A 22,472-nucleotide genomic window follows, 5' to 3' on the forward strand; every position below is an offset into this window, starting at 1 on the left:
AGGGATTATGCGCCGGCTTTATCCAGGGTGAGTATATCTTCCGGCGTGAGCTGAAGGTTGATGGCCTCAACAAAGCCGTCTACGTGCTCAATTTTGGTGGCGCTGGCGATAGGTGCGGTAACGCCGGGACGGCTAATCAGCCAGGCAAGCGCCACCTGCGCGGGCTTGACGTCGTGCCTCTCTGCCACGCTGTCCAGCGCTGCCAGAATGGCGTAGCCGCGCGGATTAAGGTATTTACCCACGCCCTCGCCGCGCTGACTTTGACCCAAATCCTTCTCGCTGCGGTACTTCCCGGAGAGGAAGCCTGAGGCCAGGCTGAAGTAGGTCACCACGCCAATATTCTCCCGCACCACCAGCTCTTGCAGTTCGCCTTCAAAGCCGTCGCGATCGTAGAGGTTGTACTCCGGCTGTAGCACCTGGTAGCGCGGCAGGCCGTTGGCGTCGGCCGCCTTAAGCGAGGCTTCCAGCTGCGCCACATTGAGGTTGGATGCACCAACGGCGCGGATCTTGCCTGCCTTCAGCAGCTTCTCATACGCGCCGAGGGTCTCCTCATAGGGGGTACTGTCGTCCGGCCAGTGGGAGAAGTAGAGATCGATGTAGTCCGTTTGCAGGCGCTTGAGGGAGTCATCTACCGCCTGTTCGATCCAGCGGGCGGAGAGCCCCTTTTTCCCCGGCTCGCCAAGATCTGAGCCTACTTTGGTAAACAGGGTGATCTTTTCCCGTGCGCCAGGGTGGGCAGCGAACCACTTGCCAAGGATCGTTTCGGATTCGCCACCTTTGTTACCTGGTGCCCAGGCAGAGTAGACGTCGGCGGTGTCGATAGCGTTCAGGCCGCGCTCCAGCAGCGCATCCAGCAGGCTGAAGCTCTGCTGCTCATCAACGGTCCAGCCAAAGACGTTACCGCCAAAAACCAGCGGTGGAATGTGTAATCCCGTCGTGCCTAATGAACGTAAAGCCATGCGCAATACCCCTTTTTTGAGTTACGGTATAGGCAAGGGTAGACAAAACACGGCGATGCATAAGCAATCTTTCGCGTATGATTATCAGAATCAGGCAAAACCGCATTAAATGTGACAATGAAGCTCTATGCTTGTTAGATATACTTACCTTATAAATTAATTCCGCTAAGCAACAGTGGTTTATTTTACTTATTGGTGAGAAAAGTTTAAGGTTTCTTTGTCACTTTGTTCACATTAAGAAGTATCCAGACAATGAAGAAAGCAATACTTTTTTTACTATGGTCAGGTATCACTCTATCAGCGATACTTGGCGTTGTATCAGCAGCGTTAAATGTTATGCTCATGCTTTCGTTAGCTTTTAATGAGACTGCAAATAGTTATGCTTATGGTTTTTTAATTGGCCGTTGGAGCTTTACGCTTATAATGGTCATCTTATTCTACGTTTTAAAACGGTTAGTAAAAAAATGTAGCTTATAGCTAATCAACTATTCTAATAAGCCATGTCCAGTAATATAGGCTGCCAGCATGTACTGAATGTAAAATGCTTCCAGGCGCTTAGCAGCGATGCATAAGCAATCTTGTACCTCTCTTTTCCAGAGCCGAAATAGATGCTACGTTATCGGTTCGCTCTCAACGCCCGGACCAGCCAATGTAACGACATCTCAACTCTGACAGCTTTCACGATCGTGCGGCACCTGCTGCATGAGGACTTCTGTTTGATTGAGTATGTTAACAATGAATAACCTTTTGATGGTTCTGGTGCAGGCGCTACGCCAGCATCGCTGGCTATGCCTGTTTGGCGTCGCCTATATTTTTTCTTCAGTGGGTAATGGACTGACCCAAACCCTGATCCTCGGCCAGCTCCTGCGCTGGCATGCGCCGCCCTCAACCCTGACGCTGACCTATATGCTGGCTACCCTGCCTGGCTTTATCGGCAGCTACCTCGGGGAGAGGCTATGCCGACGCGTCTCTCCGCTGCGCCTGCTGCTGCTCAGCGAACTGGCTGGCATGGTGTCGCTGCTGCTCCCGGCATATGGTCTGATGGCGCACAGCACTCCTTCGCTGCTTGCCCTGCAGTCGATAGAGGCGCTGCTGGCGGGGCTGTCATGGCCAGCGATGAGCCTGCTGTTTAAGCGGGGCTTAAGCACTTCAGAGCTGCCTGCCGCAACCGCAATGGAGACAGTGATTTTTGCCTCGCAGGTGCTGCTGGGAACCGGTATCGGTGTGCTGCTTTTTGATCGCGTCTCCCCCGCGACGCTACTCTGCGCCGACGCGATAAGCTTTTTGCTTTCTGCCGTTTTTCTGCTGCTTGCCATGCGTTGCCTCGGGCCGATTGATGAGCAGCCTGATAAGCAATTTGCTACACAAATGGCGCTGCGCTGGCACGCGCTATCCTGCCGGCAAAAACGGAGCCTGCTCCTGCTTCCGGCGCTGGCTGCGGTCGGCGCACCGGCCATGGCGCTGCTGCCCGCTCTGGCGCAGCAGATCAGACCGGATGAAACCACCGGGCTGGCGCTGCCGCTGATCTTTGCCCGCAGCCTGGGTCAGCTCTGTGGCCCGCTTCTGCTCAACGCTGACCGGCTCGGCGAGTATGCCCGCAGCAACCGCTACCTGCTGGGCTGCCTGCTGATTTTCCTTGCTGCTTACGCTCTGTTACCTGGCTTTTCAGCCTACAGGAGCGTCGCGCTACTGATGATATTTCTGGCACACCTGGCATCTAACATGGTCTTTGCGCTGGGCACCTTTAGCGTCCTGAACGACTTCACTGCGGAAACGGTGTCGGTCGCGAGTGGTAAAGCGTGGCGGTGGCAGGCGGTGAGCGCTGCGTTAACAACGGGTATCGCGGCCATCGTGGCGGCGCAATGGGGAGCGGCTCAGGCGTTATATACGGTGTCGTTTACATCGCTGACGCTGGTGATGGCGATTTTGGTTCGCTATCGTCACTAAGAGGGAAAATGCTACGGGTCGGCTGACCCGTAGCAGAGAGGGTAAAGATTACTTCAGACGATACGCAACAACGGCGTCGCCGCCTTTGGTGCCCAGCGAGCCGTGACCGCCTGCGGCAATAACGACGTACTGCTTATTATCGCTGCCCAGGTAGGTTGCCGGGGTCGCCTGGCCGCCTGCTGGCAGCTCGGTTTGCCACAGCAGCTTACCGGTGTTGATGTCATAGGCACGGAAGAAGTTATCTGCCGTTGCGCCATGGAACACCACGTCACCCGCCGTCACCAGCGGACCGCCGTGAGCAACCATCCCCATCGGGAAGCCGATTGGGAAGCGCCCTGGCAGGAAGGAGGTGTTGAGGTTCTTGGTCGTGCCGACCCGACGCATCCACTCCGTTTTACCGGTGGTCAGATCGACACCCACCATCCGGCCCCACGGCGGAGCGATACAAGGAATGCCCAGATCGGAGGAGAGCTGCTGGATGTGGATCGCGTAGGTGCCCTGGAAGTTCTCATTCCAGTACGGCGAGTTCTCTTTGGTAAACAGACGCTCTTCTTCTGTCTGTGGGGTACGTTTGATCAGGTTGTATTTGTAGGCCAGACGTACCGGCGAAGCGATCAGGATCTGACGCTCCGGGTCGATAGCCACTGAACCCCAGTTAAACACGCCGATGTTACCCGGGAAGACAATAGAGCCGCCTTCGGTGGCTGGCGTCCACGGGTTACCGTCGTAGCGCAGCGATTTGAAATCGATACGGCAGGCCATCTGATCGAACGGCGTGATCCCCCACATCGCTTTTTCGCTCAGCGGATCGGGAATAAAGTTCAGCGCGGAGACCGGCTGGGTCGGCGAGAAGTTCTCCCCGGTGATGCCGCCTTCGGTCGACACTTTCTGCTGGTTGATCGGGTAGACAGGCTCCCCGGTCAGACGGTTAAGCACAAACAGGTTGCCGGTTTTGGTCGGCAGGATAACGACCGGCTGTTTTTTGCCCTGGTAGTCGATATCCAGCAGCGACGGCTGGGACGGGTTATCGCGGTCCCACAGGTCATGCTTCGAGGACTGGAAACGCCATTTGAACGCGCCGGTGTTGAGATCCAGCGCCACCAGCGTGTCGCGGAACTTCTCGGTGTTGCTCTGCGGGTCGCGCTGAGTACCGACTTCATCCGGCGAGGCGTTGCCAAACGGCACGTAGACCAGACCGTTTTTCAGATCGGCGCTCAGGGTAGCCCAGGCCACAGGGGTATCCTGCGGGAAGGTCTGCCCGGCGGCAATCGGCTGGGTATTCTCAGGATTTGCCGGATCGAAGTTCCAGACCAGACGACCGGTTTCGGCGTCAAAAGCGCGGATCACGCCAGACGGGTTACCGCTGTTATAGCCGTTATCCATCACGGAGCCGCCGAGGATCACCAGCTTACCCGCGACCAGCGGGGCAGCGGTCTGCATCAGCGCGTGCGGACGAACGGTGCCCATGTTGTCATGCAGATCGACAATGCCGTTAGTACCAAAATCGGCGCACAGTTTACCGGTATCGGCATCCAGCGCGATCAGTTTTGCATCGGTAGTGGCATTGAAGATACGGCGAGTACAGGCCGCCGGTGCAGCGTTAGTGGCTGCCGGCTGGGCCGGGCTGCTGCTCTGCGCGGCTGCGCTGCCGTCGTAGTAGCTTACGCCACGACAGGTCTGGTGCTGCTGGAGGTAAGATCGATCCTTCTCAGGAACATATTTCCACTTCAGCGCCCCGGTCTGCGGGTCGAGAGCGTGTACTTCGTTGTGCGGCGTACAGAAGTAGAGCGCGTTGTTGACCTTCAGCGGCGTTGCCTCGAAGGTGTATTCCGTCGCGTCTTTGTTGCCGTCGCGCAGGTCGCCGGTGTGGTAGGTCCAGGCTACTTCCAGATCGCTGGCATTGTCTTTATTGATCTGGTTAAGCTTAGAGAAACGCAGGCCGTTGGTGGTGCCACCGTAGGCGGTCCAGTTGTTTTCCGCAACGTCAGCGCTGGAGGCATTACGTGCAGTCGTAATGGTGCCCTCCTGCGGGTATGGATCGTAGAAGCAGAGGCCGATCACCAGGGCGATCATCACCGCGACGGTACCGCCGAGGAAAGGATGGAAGCGACGCTCCCCGGCACCATTGGCGCGGAAAAGCGGACGCACTACCCACGGCATCGCCAGCCAGAGGCCAATGACGCCAATCAGATCGCCACGCGGGATCCACTGCCACTTATCAAAGCCGACCTCGTAGATGATCCAGGCCAGAACAATCCACATCAGCACCGCGTAGAGGCTAAGCGCAATGCGTTTGTTCAGGTAGAGCGTTACGGCGGTGGCAATCAGCCCCACGGCCATCACGGCGTAGAATGGCGAGCCGCCGACCAGCAGCAGCTTCGCCCCCATATAGAGCATCGCGAGCCCAATGAGCGCGATGACAATACTTGTTATTTTGTTAAGCATGATTCCCCTGACATAGACAAATGTACAATTGAAACGTCGTTTTACAACAATTTCGAAACAATGTTACAACGATCACAAAAAAAATATAGGGTTGGTGTCGTTGCAAATTTGTCGTTTTGTGCGGGGAAAGGGTCAGAGCAAGGGTAAAAGACCTGATGCGTAACGGTCTCAGGCGTTACGCATCAGGCCAAACAGCCAGTCGTTATGCAACTTACCCCTCAGCCGATAGCTTTCGTGTAGCTCCTGCTCGAGGGTGAAACCGACTTTTTCCAGCAGGCTGCGGGAAGCGAGATTACCTGCGGTGACGGTGGCAATAAGTCGTTTAATCCCACCCTCGCGGAAAGCGTAACCGCAGACGGCCCGCAGAGATTCTGTGCCGTAGCCCTGCCCCTGGGCGTCGGGCGCGAATAAAAAGCCCACTTCGGCGCAGCCGCTAGCGCGATGGATATAGCCCGTAACGCCGAGCCTTTTCCCACTGGCCCTGTCAGAAACCACGAGGCACAGCCAATGGGGACTTTGGGGTGACCAGAGCGGCAGCCTTGAGGTAAACGCGGCGCGAATCTCTTCTTGCTGCGGCATATCCGCCACGTAATACATCACCTGCGGGTCTGTCTGTAGCGCGTGGAAAAAGTCCCAGTCGCTCTCCGTAATCTGCGTGCAAAGAAGCCTGGCTGTCGTTATCGTTATCATCGAGAAACCTCAGTATGTTAACACCCTGATTACCCGGAAAACTTTCGCGTTCCGGCCACGCAAAGAATAACACCCAGCGTGCTAACCAGCATCAGCGGATCGACGGTTTCGTGCAACAGCGCGGCGGATAAGCCAAGCCCAAAGAACGGCTGCAATAGTTGCAGCTGTCCTACAGTCGCGATGCCGCCAAGGGCCAACCCTTTGTACCAGAAGATAAACCCAATAAGCATGCTGAACAGCGATACGTAGCCCAGCGCAATCCAGGCTGAGGTAGAGAAGGCACTAAACGATTCTGGCCGCGTGGTAAACGAGGCGATCAGCATGAAGGGCAGCGCAACGATCAGCGCCCAGCTGATGACCTGCCAGCCTCCCAGCTCCCTTGTCAGCTTTGCCCCTTCGGCATAGCCCAGTCCGCAGACAATAATGGCCGCGAACATCAGGAGATCTCCCGTCAGCGAAGCAGAGGCATGTTGCGACAGGGCAAAGCCGACCACCAGCAGGCTGCCCAGCACGGAGAAGATCCAGAAGGCAGGACGCGGCCGCTCGCCGCCGCGCAGCACGCCGAAAATCGCCGTAGTAAGCGGCAGCAGGCCCAGAAAGACAATGGAGTGCGCGGAGGTAACGTGCTGCAACGCCAGCGCCGTCAGCAGCGGAAAGCCAACCACTACGCCCAAAGCAACGATAACCAGCGGCACGAGCTGCGACCGATGCGGGCGCTCTTCACGAAAGCCAGCGATCAGTGCGGCAGCTAAAAGACCGGCAATCGAAGCGCGCAGGAACGTCAGAAAAAAGGGATCCATATCGAGGACGGCAATGCGAGTCGCGGGCAGCGAACCGCTGAAGATAACTACTCCAAGCAAACCGTTGAGCCATCCGGAGAGCGCTCCCGGTTCCGCCTTATGCACATCTGCATTAACCATCTTAACGCCACCTTCGATCAGCTTGAGTCATGAATGACGGGATGGTAATTTGCCTGACACAGTACAATCAAAAAATTGTCATAGATACATCTCATGAAGGCGCGCTATAAATCTATCGTAGATAATTTTGCTGAGGCTATACGTTGCGGAAAACGCACCGCCGGAAGCCGTCTACCGACGCACCGGCAGCTTGCATCCGCTGAGCATATCTCGCTGGCAACGGCGACTCGAGTCTATAACGAGCTGGAAACGATGGGGCTGGTCAGCGGTGAAACTGGACGCGGGACCTTTGTCAGGGATATCTCTCTGCCGCCCGGACACGGCGTGGATCAGCTCGTCGTGGCGCCGGATATACTGGATCTGAACTTCAACTACCCCTCCCTGCCGGGTCAGGGGGAATTGCTGCGCGATGCGCTCAGGCAGATGGCGGCAGGCGGAGATATCGAATCCCATCTTCGCTATCAGCCCCATGCGGGGCGGCTCGCTGAACGGGAAATTATTGCCCGCCATCTGACCCGGAGCGGTTTTCGCCCTGAAGTAGAGAACCTGCTTATCGTTAACGGTGCCCAGCACGGGCTGACCATCACCGCGATGGCCCTGCTCAAACCTGGCGATGTCGTCGCCGTGGATGCACTAACCTATTCCGGTTTTAAAGCCTTAGCGGCGCTCTGCCATCTTGAACTGGTTGCCATTCCCTGTACTGCCGAAGGGCCGGATTTAGAGGTGCTGCGCCAGCTCTGTACCCGGCGGCAGGTGCGGGCCATTTACACTATGCCGACGCTGCATAACCCTCTGGGCTGGGTGCTGGATCGTCAGAAACGAAAAGCGATTGCCGATATCGCCCGGCAGCATGATCTGCTTATTATTGAAGATGCCGCCTACGCGTATTTGATTCGACGTCCGCCCCCGCCCCTCGCATTCTTTGCGCCAGAAAGAACGGTCTATATCACCGGCTTTTCCAAAAATGTCGCCACCGGACTGCGGGTAGGCGTTGCCATCTGCCCTGCTCACTATCGACCTGCGCTGGAGCGGGCAATCAGGGCCACGGCCTGGAATACGCCTTCGCTGATGACAGCCCTGGTCTGTAGCTGGATAGAGGACGGGACGGTTTCACGGTTCGAGACGCTTAAGCGACGCGATGCCCGGCTGCGCCAGTCCATAGCAAGAGAGAGTCTGGGCCCTCTCCCCTCTATTTCGCATCCCGACGCCTATTTTATTTGGCTGCCGCTGGCGGAAGGGGCCAGAGCCGACCGGGTGGTAAAAGCGTTGCTGGAGAGTCATATTTCCGTATCCACCGCCGAACCCTTCTCGGTTTCAGCGAGCGTGCCGCAGGCAATTCGCATCGCGCTAGGCTCGGTGTCTATTGATAACCTGCGCAGCGCGCTGGTAAAGGTGCGGGAAGTAATTGAGTTTGAGCAGTATGGGCTAAGGGGAAGGTGACGGTGTTTGATTGTCTCGCTTAAGTTAATATATACATAGAAAACCTCAATGAGTTCATAAAAAAGAGGCACCAGCCTCTTTTTCAATCAAAAAGTTTTGGTAAATTATAATATTTCAATAGCTCCACCAGCACCTTGCACTGTAGAAAACTCAGCTACAACCAAATGAGACTGATTTTTACCAGATTTAATATCGTAAGCAATAGAATATCGCTCATTGGGTATAAAGGCATAACCAAACAGCGGTAAACATTGACCTTTACCTACACTAACAGGACTATCCTCGAAGATCTTATGTAGACTATCACCCCTGGCACTATTTATTTGAATAGCGGTAACATACTCTTCCGGCTGAAGTGGAGATACCACGCAAACACGATTATCTTTAATTATTGCTGTTGCGGACTCTCGAGAGACCATCCGATCGCCCGGCCCAGGGCATCCAGTCAACAGGAATACAATAGTCACGAATATATATTTTTTCATAATAATCACATTCCTTTTCCGGTAACGATTTTCTTATATAGCGAGGGAATATTACGCATACTATCTTTTCCTCTATATTTTCCCATTCGCTCTGGTGTCTGATAGTAAAACCATCTATCAATACCATACACTAGTAACAACCAATAATCGGCTAAGATTGCTGCCTGCTGCTCAAGAGAGTAATCTGTCAGCTTATCCTTATCCAATTTATAAGTATATTTTGCAGCCCAGCTAAAAGCACCCCGTAGCCTCACCCATTGTCCATGCTGATGTTGCCATACATGCCCTAACTCGTGGATAAAAGTGTATTTGTCCTCAATGAGCACTAAATTATCTGAGAAATCAGCCTTATACATTGACTTTCTATACCATAACTCACCATTAGGAGTCATAGCGTAGTTTTGCTTCTGTAATCCGAACGGTAAATAGCTATCACAATGAATCCAGACGCGACTGTAAACTATAGAGTCACCGTATAGCCGACGAGCCATTGTAATCTCGCCTAGAGTCATACGTCGGAGCGTTCCTTCCGCAGATTGTTCACTCATAATGCTTTCCTCCTTAAATTCTTATTTTGAATCCTAAGACCATTAGTTGAGATAGTCTATAATTTTGTGTCTGAATTTTATGTTATAGAGGATCTGAACCCTATTAGTAATACAGGTAGCAAGCGAAATGCCATACGGCCATAAGCTAACTGATTAAAAAAGAAATTTTCTACGCCGTAAGGATGAGCGAAAGCAGATTGAAGAAGCTTCATCCGGTTACCTCACTGTTAACTTCTCTTTTTTTAAGAGTCCTACAATCAAGACATACGCAGCAATAGTAATAGCAATGTTGATAATAGCGATTGCGAGGTAAAGAGCCGTGCTTTGCGAACCGTTAACCAGCGACTCATAAGGCATAACCCGAAAAACGATCCAGAACAGCCAGGTATACAAGAACACCTTCAGGAATCGCCGGACTGTAGACGTCATCCACTCTTTCGCATGATGGCCAGTCGTGCTGCGTTTAACGGCAATACGGTATGTCGTTATTACTGCACTCAGTAACGGGATGCTGATTAGCGTATTGATTAAAAGGCTGAAGTAATCGGACACTGCCTCCCATGCCTCGGGATTTGGCTCCCCCTCAATTGCGGCGGTAAATCGCTGTGCGCTTTGATAGTCAAACTTATCCGTAATTGCACTCACAAACCCACCGTAGGGCACCCATTTAGCCACAAGAAACATAATTAAAATGAATAATGCAATTTTTATAATCGGGTTAAATTTATCTTTTACTGCCATTAGCCACTGCCTCAATAGCGCCGGATCGATATCTTCCTTCGCTAAGGTGAGAGAAAATTTTTAAACGTTATGACATTCTCTCCTGAATCACACTCTACCTTCAACTCATCCCGGTGTAACGCTGCTGAACCTGCCCAGATAGCGTTGCATTCGATGAGAGCAATCTTGTTACCGGTATCACGGAAAGCACTTTACGTAACCCAGATGTTAAATCCCGCAATTGTTAACCCTCCATCTTCAACCACACTATTGTCCTGATTAGAGAACCTGTACCTTAACGACACCTGGTGACATCAATGACAACTAAAGTTACCCGTAAAGAAAAGATCAGTTATGGCCTTGGGGATATGGCGAGCCATATTGGTCTGGATAACGTGATTATTTTCCTCACGTTTTACTATACCGATGTGGTGGGCCTGCCGGCCGCATTCGTCGGAACCATGTTCCTGCTTGCCCGCACCGCCGACGCCATTATCGACCCCGCGATGGGCTATATGGCCGACCGTACCCGTTCCCGTTGGGGAAAATTCCGCCCGTGGATGCTGTGGCTGGCCCTACCCTTTGGCCTGAGCTGCCTCCTGACCTATGCCGTACCACAATCGCTGGATATGACCGGTAAAATGATTTTCGCCAGCATCAGCTATACCTTCATGATGCTGATGTATACCGCCATCAATATCCCCTACTGCTCAATGGGCGCGGTGATTACTCCTGACAACGACGAGCGCATCTCCCTTCAGTCCTGGCGCTTCTTCCTTGCCACGCTTGGCGGCGCAATGTCGACATTTTTCATGATGCCGCTGGCGGAGTACCTGGGCGGCGCGGATAAGCTGGCAGGTTACCGCTGGGCGATGGCGATTATGGCCAGCGCGGCGGTGATCATGTTCTGGATCTGCTTTGCCAATACCCGGGAGCGTATTAAAGCGCCCGCCACGCACAACAATTACCTGGCCGAACTACGGGATCTGCTGCGTAACGATCAATGGCGAGTCGTCGCGGTGCTGGTGATAACCAACATTGGCTTTGGCGTGATCCGCCTCGGGGCGATGATGTACTTCGTCACCTATTACCTCGGCAGCGCCAGTTACTTCATGTGGATGCTCGCCGCGCATATCCTTGGCAAAGCCGCTGGTAGTCTGCTGGCCAAGCGTCTGACCCGCAACTTCAATAAAGTGCAGATATTCGGCTACTGTGCCGTACTGGCGGGTGTGCTCAGCATCGCCCTGTTCTTTGCACCGAAATCCGTTTTCGTCCTGGTTCCGCTAACGTTTATTATCTCGACGCTCTATCAGGCGACCACCACCCTGATGTGGGTGATGATGGCCGACGTCGCCGACTACGGCGAATGGAGCCAGGGCAAACGTATGGATGGCATCATTTTCTCCACCTTCCTCGCCGTCCTCAAGCTGGGCATGGCGCTCAGCGGTGCCATCGTCGGTTGGACGTTGGGCTTCAGCGGCTACGTCGCCAACGCGCCGGAACAGACGTCGCTGGCAATGCACTGCATCGTCGCCCTTTTCACCGTCGTCCCCGGACTGCTCTCTCTGGCGGCTTTCGCCACGCTGCGCTGGTACAAGCTTGATGACCAGACCATGCAGGAAATCAATTTGGCTAAAATGCAATCCATTGTGAAAGGATGACCTCTCCATGAGCGAATTAATTGAGCACGCTAACGCCATCGAATGGCGCTTCGAACGACAGATTTTACGTCTCGAGCCCTGGGGCAAGAACAGCCTGCGGGTACGCGCCACCTGCGCGCCGGAGTTTACTTCCGCCCTTCATGCTCTGCTGACGCCAGAATCATGCCAGGCTGAAATTTTGCGAGATGCAGAAACCCTGACTCTGCGCAACGGCAACATCAGCGCGGTATTGAACCTTAAGGGCCAGCTGGCGTTTTACAATCAGCGCGGCGAGCTGCTGCTGGAAGAGATGTGGCGACAGCGTTCTACGGTTGGCATCGGCGCCAGCGAAAAAAGCCAGGACAAGTACGTCAGTGCACTGAAGCTGGATGGCCGAGAATTTAAACCGCTGCCCGGCGGTAAATATCAGCTGACAGTCCGTTTTGAAGCCCGCCAGGGAGAAAAGTTGTATGGCATGGGGCAGTACCAGCAGCCCTGGCTGGATCTGAAAGGCTGCTCTCTGGAGCTGGCGCAGCGTAACTCGCAGGCCAGCGTGCCCTTTGTCCAGTCCAGCCTCGGCTACGGCCTGTTGTGGAATAACCCGGCCATTGGCGAAGCTAGCTTTGCGAAAAACCACAGCCAGTGGACCTCACGCGTCACCCAGGAGATGGACTATTGGATCACTGCGGGTGATAGCGTGATGGAGATAACCCGCCAGTATGCCAAAGCCACCGGTACGCCGCCCGCCGCGCCGGAATTTATCAGCGGCCTGTGGCAGTGTAAATTGCGCTACCGCACCCAGCAGGAGGTATTGGACGTCGCGCGCGAATATCATCGCCGCAACCTGCCGCTGTCAGTGATGGTTATCGATTTCTTCCATTGGCCCAATCAGGGAACCTGGTGTTTCGATCCTGTCGACTGGCCGGATCCGCGGGCGATGGTAGAAGAGCTGGAATCCATGGGCATCAGGCTCATGGTGTCGGTCTGGCCGACCGTGGAAGCGCGTAGCCCGCTCTTTCCGCAGATGAAAGCCAAAGGCTGGCTGGTGACCAGCGATCGCGGCGTGCAGGTCAACCTCGATTTTATGGGCAACACCACTTTCTTTGACGCCACCCACCCGCAGGCGCGGCAGTTTGTCTGGGATACGGTGAAGAAAAACTATTTTGATTACGGGATCAAGCTCTTCTGGCTGGATGAAGCCGAGCCGGAGTATCGTGCCTATGACTTCGATAACTATCGCTACCATGCGGGACCAGTACTGGAAGTAGGCAACCGCTATCCGCGCGATTTCGCTCAGGGCTTTTACGACGGCCTGCGTGCAGAAGGCGAAAACGAGATAGTCAACCTGGTGCGCTGTAGCTGGGCAGGCAGCCAACGCTATGGCGTACTCGCATGGTCTGGAGACGTTCACTCCTCCTTCCATTCGTTCCGCAATCAGCTGGCTGCCGGGCTTAACATGGGACTGGCGGGTATTCCATGGTGGACTACCGATATCGGCGGTTTCCAGGGCGGCAACATCCACGATCCAGCATTTCACGAGCTGCTGATCCGCTGGTTCCAGTGGGCGGTGTTCTGTCCGGTGCTGCGTATGCACGGCTACCGCGAGCCGCGGATCCAGCCGCCGGAAAGCTATCGCCACGGTATTCCGCAATGCGATAGCGGTTCACCCAACGAGCTGTGGAGCTATGGCGAGGAGAATTTTGCCATTATGCAGCGCTGGCTGGGCGTCCGCGAGGCGCTCCGTCCCTATATCGATGAACTTTACGCTAATGCGCATCACCACGGCGATCCGCTCATGCGTCCGCTCTTCTGGCACTATCCCGACGAAGCGCAAAGCTGGCAGGTTGAAGACCAATATCTGTTTGGTCGTGATTTACTGGTTGCGCCGGTTATGCACGCCGGTCAACGTCAGCGTGATGTCTGGCTGCCGGGCGAACATCAGTGGGTCAATTTACAGGGAGAGTGCTATCAGGGTGGGCAGCGTATTACGGTTTCTGCCGAACTTGAGACGATTCCACTCTTTATTCGTGAGGGCAGCCCGCTGATTTCACTGCTGGTAAAGTAAATCCCTAAAGGAACCGGTTATGCCCTCGTGGCATGCCGGTACTCTGATAATGATTTGCCTGCAGGCCCGGCTTACGGGCCTGTCTGCTGAAGACCATCTTTTGTAGAAAACTCAGCTGAGAGGTAACGACCGCTATCAGTAGCGTTTTTTTCAATGGTATAAAACACGGTATAGGTATGGCCTTTTTGGAAATCATAACCAAATGTTGGCAGACACTGCCCGTTAGCGACATAAACAGGGTCATTTCCTAATATCTTGAGAAGATTATTGTTTTCTCCGTCAGAGAACTGGGCTGAAGAAACGAACTCTCCAGGATAGACAGGCGCAGTAATACAAACCTGGTTATCTTTTAATGTTACATTAGCGGGCTCTTTAGGCGGAATTCTATCGCCAGGCCCCGGGCAACCGGAAAGTAAAAATGCCGCGACTATTACTGAATAATTTTTGTACATTGACCTTCCTCTGTCTTAGCGCCCATTTCGTAAAATCCAGGAGTGTTAATCTCTTACTCCGTTAGCAGTTATATTAATAACAGGCATCACTGCAACGTCATTTTCATAAAACAGATCTGAGTTAGTGAAGTTATAGATCTTCCCGGTCATTTTCACATTTACCGTATTTCCATAGGCAGTCGCTGTCACTGCATCCGTGTTCGTTTCAAGGAAAGGCGATCTATCCTTCAGAGCGTTAGTTACGTCACTGTTTCCAAGGTCTTTATCGAGATAAAAACGATAAATATTTGAAACAGTTGCGTTTCCCTCATCGTATTTCGTGACGTATAACCAGACGCTGTCTGACAGTTTTTGTTTACCCACAAAGGTATCGTGAGGCGGGGAGTTAAAAAAAGAGTAATAGGCCGCGTAACCGCCTACGAGCAGTAACAACACCACGGTAAGCATACCGTGTAGCTTTTTAGTAACCGAGCTTGCGAGCATAGTCTATCCCTTGCTTAATCCAATACTGGTCATGTGGATCGTCGCCATACGGCGGCTTTTGGTACCAATGTCCCCAGTTTTTTCTGGAAGTTTTCGCCATCTCCTGCGCAAAACCACCGCCCATTTGCAGGATTTCTGCTGGTATTCCTGCGGCGTAGCTGATTGCACCATAATGAAAATTACCAAAGTTTTCTAGCTCTGGGTGATGCTGCTTGTAGTCCCATGGGCCACGGTTTCTAACTTGCATGTAAAACCATGCATAAGTTAAAGGTGTTGCCATGTCACGAGGCATACCATGAATACGAGCTGTGCGCATATGAGCTAAAATCAATGGTATTCCCTGCGGTGGAAGCAAAGGTATAACTGCCATGTTAACCCCTCAATTACTAAGTGAATAGCAATCGTACTCCTGGCAATCAGATAGAGTAAACATAGTTTCCTAAAAACTCCTTATTTTCGGACACTAATGCTTTGTTACTCGTTCATGTAAAACGAGGTGCGGAACGTAGCAGTTGCCTCGTTGATAGGCCATCCGTCAGTCGCCCCGCTTATCCTAACAATCTTCATGATGTGCTTTGATTTTTCCCAATGGCAAGCATAACGCGGACGCTCTCGTCCTTAGGCTTACGGTTATACTTCTATTCAGTTTTAGCATGCTTGTTGTCCTGCGCTCGGTCCGCGTGTTGTTCATAGAATGCGGCTTGTAGAGGGTTATGCGCACGCATCGAGTACAACCGTAATACTTAATGCATAAAAACCTTTGAGAGTTGCATGGAGCAGAGATCCCAGCCGTTCAAATCAGAAACCACAAAACAATTTTGTATCAACAATGCTCAATGACTCTTCTGGAGGACATACAAAGTAAATTAAGGGATTTCACATATAAAGGATCCCACCATCGTCGCTCTTTACGTTAATTTCTATCGCGATATATGTGTCGGGGTGCTAGAGGCAAAGGTTCTCCAGCACTTCCAGCATGGTTGCCATAACTTTAGTCACTGGATTACTACCTCATCCCCGGCATGATCAGGCGGCCTGTTTATCATCAGCTTTAATCTGGCGCTGGCTGGCTTTAAGCATCATACCGACATGCTCGCTTAACCGGTCGAGGCCGGTCATACGGGGCAGGACGTCAGCCGGATCGTCGCTCTTTCCGTACACGAGATTGTTATACCAGGTACGCACTGCCGTGATTTGCGAGACATCTTTTTTGATTCTCTCAACCAGATCGGCAACAGCGCTAATCAAAGATTTTTACTTGTCGGGGTGGGAAGTAGGTCAAAGACAGGAAAAGCAGGCAAAACTCCACGCTGAGTCACTCTTCATTGCTCGAAAATCCCTTTGACTTGCGAAGCATAGGCTGTGAATTAGCAGCTAATAATCAGCGTTTGGTCAAGTTTTCATTTTTTTTCACATGCGTTGACTTTCATGTAGCCCTTGTCGTTCACGGACTTAGCCACTATTACCTTTCCGCAACCGCAACTTAACCTCAAAATCAACTCTTGTACTGAAAAGAATCCTTATTAAAATGTAGAACATATAGGGCAGCATTTGCTCACACCCCCTATATGTAGTGTCGATGTATGAATAACAGGCATAAAAAACCGGATTCATTTTCATGAACCCGGTCAAAGAAGCATGACCAATAGGAGTCGCCAAACTCGTATGAATCTTAGCCTTGCCTTCATTTCTAGCAGCTTGATTGTGCCAGGCAAAGAGGATCATGTAAATCTTAAAATGAACGCTCAATAGGAGCATTGCATGACCATTTGTAAACAGTCGCATCGTTACAATACACTTTTCATTAGCCTACCTCACGATCAAGGCGGTGAGGGTCGCCATAAATGCTGTGGGTGTGCTTATGATCAGGGCTACCGCGCTGGTTTAGCCCGTACAGGACAGCCTTGGGTTGATTTATCTGCTCTTCCCGATAGCCAAGCGGGAACGGTTCGTCATAAAAGCCCTCAAGCAGCATTTGCTGATGGCTATCGTGATGGAATCCGTGATTCATATAGCAAAGCTATTTGATACTTAATCTAGCATAAGGAGGCCTTTTGGCCTCCTTAAGAAGGTTATATATTTGAGGTTATTGATCAGGGATCAGAATGGATAGTTTAAAAGACTCAGTTTCACAAGCCTTAAAAGAGCGATTCACTAGCCCTTTATGGGGCTATATTATTCTTTCTTGGCTCGGATTCAATTGGCAGAATTTCGCATGGCTTTTCATGAGTAAACAGGATGTTGAAAAAAGAATTGAACTCATTACATCTCAAAATTGGTTTTACAGCCATTATTTACTTCTCCCCATTTTTGTTGGTGGAGTGCTGGCTGCATTATCACCATACTTTAAGGCATTGCTTTCTATAGTTCATAAAAAAGCAGAACAACAGTTAACTAATGTTGAGCGTGATAGGTCTCTAAACAGTTTACAAATAGAAATTGACATTATCGAGAAAACCGCCGAACGTAATTTCACCTCACGCAAGGCGGAAGCTAAAGAACAAAAAAGACTTATAGAAATTGAAGAAGAACAGAAACAGTTACCTCTAAAAACCGAATTCCTTCTGAAAGAACATGCAAATCTAAGCAAAAAAATAAAATCCATCAATGAAGAATTAAATAACCATGTTAATCTGAAAGAAAAATTATCATCTGAAGTAGACGAACTAAAGAGCAAAGCAAATGAAATAATTAATATATTTCGAAAATATAATGCACCCAGCAATCATGAAGAAATAAAAAATTTTATTTCTGAAATATCTATTATTTTCAAAAAGATAGAAGACAGCCACCCTTCTCCTTCAAAGTCCACATCAGCTGATGATGCAAAAATTGCATTAGAGAATATAACTAAAGCATCACTTGCAGGTTTGAGCCTCCAGAATCCTTTTTCTGAAATGCAATACAAAAAAGCATATGAGCAGATTCAACAATCATTATCTCCTCATCCAGATTTAGCACAGTTGGCTGCAAGTTCTTTGATGGCTTTTAGCAATCCAAACTTTAAGGAAATTGGGGAGCTAAGCCGTCAAATCTCGGCTCTTAAAGACCAATACCCACAATTATCTTCATTATCTTCACAGACATCAGAAGCTCTTAAAAGTTTGACAAGTGATAACATCAATAATTTCGCTAAGTATGCACATTTAGTTAAACCAGAACTCACTAACATTGAAACTTTCCTTGATAAGGATAGCAATAATAAATAATAAATAATAAATAAAAAATAAAACGATAATAGAAAAAGAATAAGCCGTGACCATAAAAAAGGGGGGCATCACCCCCTGTCTTATTTATTATGGCACTGGTACAACTGATATAATTGAGAACCCAGCAACTGATGTATCCCCCTGTGATGGGGTATTAAACTTTGCTGTATCCTTTCTTACAGCATCTTGGACTTCATCTTGTGTAGGTTCGTGATCGGACTGAATCAATACCTCTTCAGCTCTCGTTTCTTTTCCATTTCTATGCTCATAAGTGATTTTATACGTTACGCTCATTTGTCTGCTCTCGTGTGATTGGTATTGGTAAGTTTAGACAATAGGAGCCATAAAGCCCCGTTGGTGATACAGCAACAAGCGGAGCGTAGCGACTTCGACAATCTGTCAGAGAGATCGCGCCTTATCAGGATAACCGTGTACCCTTGCCGGGAGCGTGGCTGAGCCGCTGATAGAGCTTGCATTTGGTGTGCAAGTACCTTCCTGTTTACGCAGCCACAAGGCCGCACATTGGGCTTAAATGCATGTGATCAATCTGTTATGAGAATCAATGCCCGGATCAGGCTTTGCCTTCACGTTGTGCTGTCGCGGTGTGAAGATTGGAACTGCCGCCGACGAATAGTTGTACTCTCATTTCCATATTAACTATTCGTGACAACTATCAGTGTAGTTTAAAGTGGTAGAACATGAGACTGACAATCTATACGAGGTCAGAAACTGGTTTCGTAAACAATAGCTTAGGTAAGTTTTGTGACCACAGAGAGAGACTTGGAGCGGGCGAAGGGAATCGAACCCTCGTATAGAGCTTGGGAAGCTCTCGTTCTACCATTGAACTACGCCCGCTTTGAGGTGCGTAAGGCATTATAAACCTTACGCACCGTCTGGCAAGGCGGAAGAACGCTAACCGATGGTTAATTAATCAGTTAGCACTTCGGCGGCGTGCCCTGCGGCGGCAGGTAGCGGATCGGATCGATGGCGGTAGCACGGTAGCGCAGCTGGAAGTGCAGCTTCACCGAGTCGGTATCAGAGCTGCCCATCGTGGCAATCTTCTGCCCTATTTTTACGCTCTGGCCGTTGTTCACCAGCAGCGTGTCGTTGTGGGCATAGGCAGTGATGTAGTCCTCACTGTGCTTGATCATAATGAGGTTGCCGTAGCCGCGCAGCTGGTTACCCACGTAGACCACCTTCCCTGACCCGGCAGCGTAGATCGCCTGCCCGCGTGAGCCTGCAATGTCGATACCTTTGTTGCCACCGTCGGCGGAGGAGTATGGCAGCACCACGGTGCCGCTTGTCGGCCAGCGCCAGCAGCGCTGCCCTACCGGTGGCCAGGAAGCTGGCGGCACGGTGACGACGCGTGAGGAGGAACCGCTGCTGCTCTTACCGGAAGTCTTTTTACCGGAACCGTTGGTCCGCAGCCGCTGGCCGATCTCAATGGTATACGGTGGAGAGATACCGTTAAGGCGCGCCAGATCCCTGACGCTAGTGCCGGTCAGGCGCGAAATACGCGACAGCGTATCGCCCCGTTTAACGACGTAGACATCTTCATCCGACAGCTTGTTCGATGAACAGGCAGCCAGCAGCATGCCCAGCATCAGGCAGATAATAAGGCGAAACGGTTTTCTCATCGGGCGTCCTGCGCTCAAAACGGATCCTCAGGTAATTGTTATGGGGGTTGTTTATGATAGCAGTCATCCGCCGGAGGCTAAATCTCTTCACGGTGATTTACATTTCAGGGGAATGGATGCCCGGTAGCGCTACGCTTACCGGGCCTACGCTCAGTGCGGTTTTGTAGGCCGGATAAGCGCAGCGCCATCCGGCTTTTTTGCAGGAGTTACTTAACCGGACGCATTGCCGGGAACAGGATCACGTCACGAATGGTGTGGCTGTTGGTAAACAGCATCACCATACGGTCGATACCAATGCCCAGACCTGCGGTCGGCGGCAGGCCGTGCTCCAGCGCGGTCACGTAGTCTTCGTCGAAGAACATCGCTTCGTCATCACCGGCGGCTTTCGCATCCACCTGGTCCTGGAAACGTTGGGCCTGGTCTTCCGCGTCGTTCAGCTCGCTGAAGCCGTTACCGATCTCACGTCCGCCGATAAAGAACTCAAAGCGGTCGGTGATCTCCGGGTTCTCGTCATTACGACGCGCCAGCGGGGAGACTTCTGCCGGGTACTCGGTGATAAAGGTCGGCTGGATCAGATGTGCTTCAGCGGTCTCTTCGAAGATCTCGGTCACGATACGGCCCAGACCCCAGCTCTTCTCAACCTTGAGGCCAAGGCTTTCGGCAATGGCTTTCGCCGCGTCGAAATTGTCCAGATCCGCCATATTGGTCTCCGGACGGTACTTCTTGATCGCCTCGCGCATGGTCAGCTTCTCGAATGGCTTACCAAAGTCGAAGGTTTCATCGCCGTAAGGCACCTCGGTGGTACCCAGAATGTCCTGCGCCAGAGTCCGGAACAGGGATTCGGTCAGCTCGATCAGATCTTTATAATCCGCGTAGGCCATATAGAGTTCCATCATGGTGAACTCAGGGTTATGACGAACAGAGATGCCTTCATTACGGAAGTTACGGTTGATCTCAAACACGCGATCAAAACCACCGACCACCAGACGCTTGAGGTACAGCTCCGGGGCGATACGCAGGTACATGTCCAGATCCAGCGCGTTATGATGGGTGATGAACGGACGCGCGGAGGCACCGCCCGGGATCACCTGCATCATCGGGGTTTCCACTTCCATAAAGTCGCGGTTAACCATGAACTGGCGAATACCGGCCATGATCTGGGAGCGAATTTTAAAGGTCTTGCGGGACTCATCGTTGGAGATGAGATCCAGGTAGCGCTGACGGTAACGCGCCTCCTGATCCTGCAGGCCGTGGAACTTGTCCGGCAGCGGGCGCAGGGCCTTGGTCAGCAGACGCAGCTCTGTGCAGTGGATGGAGAGCTCGCCGGTCTTGGTTTTGAACAGCTTACCTTTCGCGCCGAGGATATCGCCCAGGTCCCACTTCTTGAACTGCTCGTTGTAGATGCCTTCCGGCAGGTCGTCACGGGAGACGTAGAGCTGAATACGGCCGCCAACGTCCTGCAGGGTGATGAAGGATGCCTTGCCCATAATACGGCGGGTCATCATACGACCGGCCACGCTCACTTCGACGTTCAGCGCTTCCAGCTCGTCGTTCTCTTTCGCGTCGAACCCGGCGTGCAGCGCATCGGAGGTGTGGTCGCGGCGGAAGTCGTTCGGGAACGCAACGCCCTGCTCACGCAGCTGCGCCAGCTTCTCGCGGCGGGTTTTTAGTTCGTTATTAAGATCGACCGCCGCGTCAGCGCCCTGTGCTTGTTGTTCAGACATGTTGGTTCCTCATAGCCCTGCTTTCAAACTTGCTTCAATAAACTGGTCCAGACTGCCGTCCAGCACCGCCTGCGTATTACGGGTTTCAACCCCGGTGCGCAGATCTTTGATACGGGAGTCGTCCAGTACGTAAGAACGGATCTGGCTGCCCCAGCCGATGTCGGATTTGTTATCTTCCATCGCCTGCTTCTCAGCATTTTTCTTCTGCATCTCCAGCTCATAAAGCTTCGCTTTCATCTGCTTCATGGCCTGGTCTTTGTTCTTATGCTGGGAACGGTCGTTCTGACACTGCGTCACGGTGTTGGTCGGAATGTGGGTAATACGCACCGCCGATTCCGTACGGTTAACGTGCTGACCGCCCGCGCCGGAGGCACGGTAGACGTCGATACGCAGATCCGCCGGGTTGATTTCGATATCGATATCGTCTTCCACTTCTGGATAGACAAACGCCGAACTAAAGGAGGTATGACGACGGCCACCGGAGTCGAACGGGCTCTTACGCACCAGACGGTGTACGCCGGTTTCAGTACGCAGCCAGCCGTAGGCGTAATCGCCAATGATCTTGATGGTCACCGATTTCAGGCCAGCAACTTCACCTTCGGACTCTTCGATAATCTCGGTTTTGAAGCCGCGCGCTTCGGCCCAGCGCAGATACATACGTGTCAGCATGCTGGCCCAGTCCTGGGCTTCGGTACCACCGGAGCCAGCCTGGATATCCAGGTAGCAGTCGGCGCTGTCGTATTCACCAGAGAACATGCGGCGGAACTCAAGCTGCGCCAGCTTCTCTTCCAGCACGTCAAGCTCGGCAACGGCCTCGTTAAAGGTCTCTTCGTCGTCGGCTTCCACGGCCAGCTCCAGCAGGCCGGAGACATCTTCCAGGCCCTGGCGCATCTGATCCAGCGTGTCGACGATGGCTTCCAGCGAGGAGCGCTCTTTACCCAGCGCCTGCGCGCGTTCGGGTTCGTTCCAGACGTCCGGCTGTTCCAGCTCGGCGTTTACTTCTTCAAGACGCTCTTTCTTGGCATCGTAGTCAAAGATACCCCCTAAGAACGTCTGAGCGCTCTGTGAGGTCCTGAATGCGGTTTTTTACAGGATTGATTTCAAACAT

The 22,472-nt window shown here is 52.2% G+C and carries 21 protein-coding genes and 1 tRNA gene; 6 read left to right on the forward strand and 16 right to left on the reverse strand.

Going from position 1 to position 22,472, the window contains the following annotated elements:
* Window positions 1-5 precede the first annotated feature (5 nt).
* A complete protein-coding gene (locus WFN61_RS07135) occupies window positions 6-959 on the reverse strand; it encodes an aldo/keto reductase (protein ID WP_337038406.1) in 954 nt (317 codons plus the stop codon).
* A 735-nt stretch (window positions 960-1,694) separates the two neighbouring features.
* Here WFN61_RS07135 and WFN61_RS07140 point away from each other — a divergent pair.
* Entirely contained in the window at window positions 1,695-2,906 is a 1,212-nt protein-coding gene (locus tag WFN61_RS07140) for an MFS transporter (RefSeq protein ID WP_257758461.1), read from the forward strand.
* Window positions 2,907-2,954: 48 nt separating this feature from the next.
* Here the strand turns inward: WFN61_RS07140 and WFN61_RS07145 are convergent, their stop codons facing one another.
* The 3 genes from WFN61_RS07145 to WFN61_RS07155 all read right to left on the reverse strand — a co-directional run bounded on the left by WFN61_RS07145 (window position 2,955) and on the right by WFN61_RS07155 (window position 6,946).
* Complete coding sequence (locus WFN61_RS07145) at window positions 2,955-5,351, reverse strand: membrane-bound PQQ-dependent dehydrogenase, glucose/quinate/shikimate family (RefSeq protein WP_312235826.1); 2,397 nt, start codon at window positions 5,349-5,351, stop codon at window positions 2,955-2,957.
* Between the two features lie 168 nt (window positions 5,352-5,519).
* Entirely contained in the window at window positions 5,520-6,041 is a 522-nt protein-coding gene (locus WFN61_RS07150; protein WP_337038407.1) for a GNAT family N-acetyltransferase, read from the reverse strand.
* 29 nt (window positions 6,042-6,070) lie between these two features.
* On the reverse strand, window positions 6,071-6,946 hold the full coding sequence (locus WFN61_RS07155; protein WP_337038577.1) for a DMT family transporter: 876 nt from the start codon (window positions 6,944-6,946) through the stop codon (window positions 6,071-6,073).
* 108 nt (window positions 6,947-7,054) lie between these two features.
* Here WFN61_RS07155 and WFN61_RS07160 point away from each other — a divergent pair, with 108 nt between their 5' ends.
* The gene (locus WFN61_RS07160; RefSeq protein ID WP_337038409.1) at window positions 7,055-8,401 is read left to right on the forward strand and encodes an aminotransferase-like domain-containing protein; all 1,347 of its coding nucleotides are present in this window, start codon (window positions 7,055-7,057) and stop codon (window positions 8,399-8,401) included.
* A 104-nt stretch (window positions 8,402-8,505) separates the two neighbouring features.
* Here WFN61_RS07160 and WFN61_RS07165 read toward each other — a convergent pair whose 3' ends face one another.
* The 3 genes from WFN61_RS07165 to WFN61_RS07175 all read right to left on the reverse strand — a co-directional run bounded on the left by WFN61_RS07165 (window position 8,506) and on the right by WFN61_RS07175 (window position 10,175).
* A complete protein-coding gene (locus WFN61_RS07165) occupies window positions 8,506-8,886 on the reverse strand; it encodes a putative T6SS immunity periplasmic lipoprotein (protein ID WP_337038410.1) in 381 nt (126 codons plus the stop codon).
* Window positions 8,887-8,891: 5 nt separating this feature from the next.
* Window positions 8,892-9,434, reverse strand: coding sequence for a type IV secretion protein Rhs (locus tag WFN61_RS07170; RefSeq protein WP_337038411.1), 543 nt, complete (start codon window positions 9,432-9,434; stop codon window positions 8,892-8,894).
* A gap of 216 nt (window positions 9,435-9,650) precedes the next feature.
* Window positions 9,651-10,175: a hypothetical protein gene (locus WFN61_RS07175; protein ID WP_337038413.1), complete on the reverse strand. Its 525-nt coding sequence runs from the start codon at window positions 10,173-10,175 to the stop codon at window positions 9,651-9,653.
* A gap of 296 nt (window positions 10,176-10,471) precedes the next feature.
* Between WFN61_RS07175 and WFN61_RS07180 the strand changes: the two genes are divergently transcribed.
* Both WFN61_RS07180 and WFN61_RS07185 read left to right on the forward strand, forming a co-directional pair.
* Window positions 10,472-11,815 (forward strand): glycoside-pentoside-hexuronide (GPH):cation symporter, encoded by a 1,344-nt coding sequence (locus WFN61_RS07180; RefSeq protein ID WP_257758476.1) that lies wholly within the window; start codon window positions 10,472-10,474, stop codon window positions 11,813-11,815.
* Between the two features lie 7 nt (window positions 11,816-11,822).
* Window positions 11,823-13,859 carry a glycoside hydrolase family 31 protein gene (locus WFN61_RS07185; protein ID WP_313681292.1) on the forward strand — a complete coding sequence of 679 codons (2,037 nt, stop codon included), beginning with the start codon at window positions 11,823-11,825 and terminating at the stop codon, window positions 13,857-13,859.
* Window positions 13,860-13,930: 71 nt separating this feature from the next.
* On the opposite strand, the gene WFN61_RS07190 is transcribed toward WFN61_RS07185, so the two are convergent.
* From WFN61_RS07190 to WFN61_RS07205, 4 genes are all read right to left on the reverse strand, one after another.
* The gene (locus WFN61_RS07190) at window positions 13,931-14,311 is read right to left on the reverse strand and encodes a putative T6SS immunity periplasmic lipoprotein (RefSeq protein WP_337038416.1); all 381 of its coding nucleotides are present in this window, start codon (window positions 14,309-14,311) and stop codon (window positions 13,931-13,933) included.
* A 45-nt stretch (window positions 14,312-14,356) separates the two neighbouring features.
* The gene (locus WFN61_RS07195) at window positions 14,357-14,794 is read right to left on the reverse strand and encodes a hypothetical protein (RefSeq protein ID WP_257758479.1); all 438 of its coding nucleotides are present in this window, start codon (window positions 14,792-14,794) and stop codon (window positions 14,357-14,359) included.
* Entirely contained in the window at window positions 14,772-15,164 is a 393-nt protein-coding gene (locus tag WFN61_RS07200) for a polymorphic toxin type 44 domain-containing protein (RefSeq protein ID WP_337038419.1), read from the reverse strand. Before WFN61_RS07200 ends, WFN61_RS07195 begins: the two co-directional genes overlap by 23 nt.
* Before the next feature lie 656 nt (window positions 15,165-15,820).
* Complete coding sequence (locus tag WFN61_RS07205) at window positions 15,821-16,042, reverse strand: hypothetical protein (RefSeq protein ID WP_257758481.1); 222 nt, start codon at window positions 16,040-16,042, stop codon at window positions 15,821-15,823.
* 513 nt (window positions 16,043-16,555) lie between these two features.
* Between WFN61_RS07205 and WFN61_RS07210 the strand changes: the two genes are divergently transcribed.
* Both WFN61_RS07210 and WFN61_RS07215 read left to right on the forward strand, forming a co-directional pair.
* The gene (locus WFN61_RS07210) at window positions 16,556-16,822 is read left to right on the forward strand and encodes a hypothetical protein (RefSeq protein ID WP_257758482.1); all 267 of its coding nucleotides are present in this window, start codon (window positions 16,556-16,558) and stop codon (window positions 16,820-16,822) included.
* Window positions 16,823-16,899: 77 nt separating this feature from the next.
* A complete protein-coding gene (locus WFN61_RS07215) occupies window positions 16,900-18,003 on the forward strand; it encodes a hypothetical protein (protein WP_313681295.1) in 1,104 nt (367 codons plus the stop codon).
* Between the two features lie 87 nt (window positions 18,004-18,090).
* Here WFN61_RS07215 and WFN61_RS07220 read toward each other — a convergent pair whose 3' ends face one another.
* From WFN61_RS07220 to prfB, 5 genes are all read right to left on the reverse strand, one after another.
* Window positions 18,091-18,297, reverse strand: a complete 207-nt coding sequence (locus WFN61_RS07220; protein ID WP_257758485.1) for a hypothetical protein — start codon at window positions 18,295-18,297, stop codon at window positions 18,091-18,093.
* A gap of 487 nt (window positions 18,298-18,784) precedes the next feature.
* Window positions 18,785-18,858, reverse strand: a tRNA-Gly gene (locus WFN61_RS07225).
* Window positions 18,859-18,938: 80 nt separating this feature from the next.
* Window positions 18,939-19,640 (reverse strand): amidase activator ActS, encoded by a 702-nt coding sequence (actS, locus tag WFN61_RS07230; RefSeq protein WP_144818937.1) that lies wholly within the window; start codon window positions 19,638-19,640, stop codon window positions 18,939-18,941.
* A 206-nt stretch (window positions 19,641-19,846) separates the two neighbouring features.
* Window positions 19,847-21,364 (reverse strand): lysine--tRNA ligase, encoded by a 1,518-nt coding sequence (gene lysS, locus WFN61_RS07235; RefSeq protein ID WP_337038422.1) that lies wholly within the window; start codon window positions 21,362-21,364, stop codon window positions 19,847-19,849.
* Between the two features lie 9 nt (window positions 21,365-21,373).
* A protein-coding gene (gene prfB, locus WFN61_RS07240) for a peptide chain release factor 2 (RefSeq protein WP_106403885.1) occupies window positions 21,374-22,472 on the reverse strand; the annotation gives its coding sequence in 2 pieces (ribosomal slippage) (window positions 21,374-22,396 and window positions 22,398-22,472; 1,098 coding nt in all).

Source organism: Pseudescherichia sp. AS216 (genome assembly GCF_037152055.1).
Lineage (GTDB): Bacteria > Pseudomonadota > Gammaproteobacteria > Enterobacterales > Enterobacteriaceae > Pseudescherichia.

What these genes read in the sequence shown, in the direction of transcription:
- WFN61_RS07135 (WP_337038406.1), bottom strand. Translation starts at nt 959, where the DNA reads ATGGCTTTACGTTCATTAGGCACGACGGGATTACACATTCCACCGCTG.
- WFN61_RS07140 (WP_257758461.1), top strand. Translation starts at nt 1,695, where the DNA reads ATGAATAACCTTTTGATGGTTCTGGTGCAGGCGCTACGCCAGCATCGC.
- WFN61_RS07145 (WP_312235826.1), bottom strand. Translation starts at nt 5,351, where the DNA reads ATGCTTAACAAAATAACAAGTATTGTCATCGCGCTCATTGGGCTCGCG.
- WFN61_RS07150 (WP_337038407.1), bottom strand. Translation starts at nt 6,041, where the DNA reads ATGATAACGATAACGACAGCCAGGCTTCTTTGCACGCAGATTACGGAG.
- WFN61_RS07160 (WP_337038409.1), top strand. Translation starts at nt 7,055, where the DNA reads ATGAAGGCGCGCTATAAATCTATCGTAGATAATTTTGCTGAGGCTATA.
- WFN61_RS07165 (WP_337038410.1), bottom strand. Translation starts at nt 8,886, where the DNA reads ATGAAAAAATATATATTCGTGACTATTGTATTCCTGTTGACTGGATGC.
- WFN61_RS07170 (WP_337038411.1), bottom strand. Translation starts at nt 9,434, where the DNA reads ATGAGTGAACAATCTGCGGAAGGAACGCTCCGACGTATGACTCTAGGC.
- WFN61_RS07175 (WP_337038413.1), bottom strand. Translation starts at nt 10,175, where the DNA reads ATGGCAGTAAAAGATAAATTTAACCCGATTATAAAAATTGCATTATTC.
- WFN61_RS07180 (WP_257758476.1), top strand. Translation starts at nt 10,472, where the DNA reads ATGACAACTAAAGTTACCCGTAAAGAAAAGATCAGTTATGGCCTTGGG.
- WFN61_RS07185 (WP_313681292.1), top strand. Translation starts at nt 11,823, where the DNA reads ATGAGCGAATTAATTGAGCACGCTAACGCCATCGAATGGCGCTTCGAA.
- WFN61_RS07190 (WP_337038416.1), bottom strand. Translation starts at nt 14,311, where the DNA reads ATGTACAAAAATTATTCAGTAATAGTCGCGGCATTTTTACTTTCCGGT.
- WFN61_RS07195 (WP_257758479.1), bottom strand. Translation starts at nt 14,794, where the DNA reads ATGCTCGCAAGCTCGGTTACTAAAAAGCTACACGGTATGCTTACCGTG.
- WFN61_RS07200 (WP_337038419.1), bottom strand. Translation starts at nt 15,164, where the DNA reads ATGGCAGTTATACCTTTGCTTCCACCGCAGGGAATACCATTGATTTTA.
- WFN61_RS07210 (WP_257758482.1), top strand. Translation starts at nt 16,556, where the DNA reads ATGACCATTTGTAAACAGTCGCATCGTTACAATACACTTTTCATTAGC.
- WFN61_RS07215 (WP_313681295.1), top strand. Translation starts at nt 16,900, where the DNA reads ATGGATAGTTTAAAAGACTCAGTTTCACAAGCCTTAAAAGAGCGATTC.
- WFN61_RS07220 (WP_257758485.1), bottom strand. Translation starts at nt 18,297, where the DNA reads ATGAGCGTAACGTATAAAATCACTTATGAGCATAGAAATGGAAAAGAA.
- actS (WP_144818937.1), bottom strand. Translation starts at nt 19,640, where the DNA reads ATGAGAAAACCGTTTCGCCTTATTATCTGCCTGATGCTGGGCATGCTG.
- lysS (WP_337038422.1), bottom strand. Translation starts at nt 21,364, where the DNA reads ATGTCTGAACAACAAGCACAGGGCGCTGACGCGGCGGTCGATCTTAAT.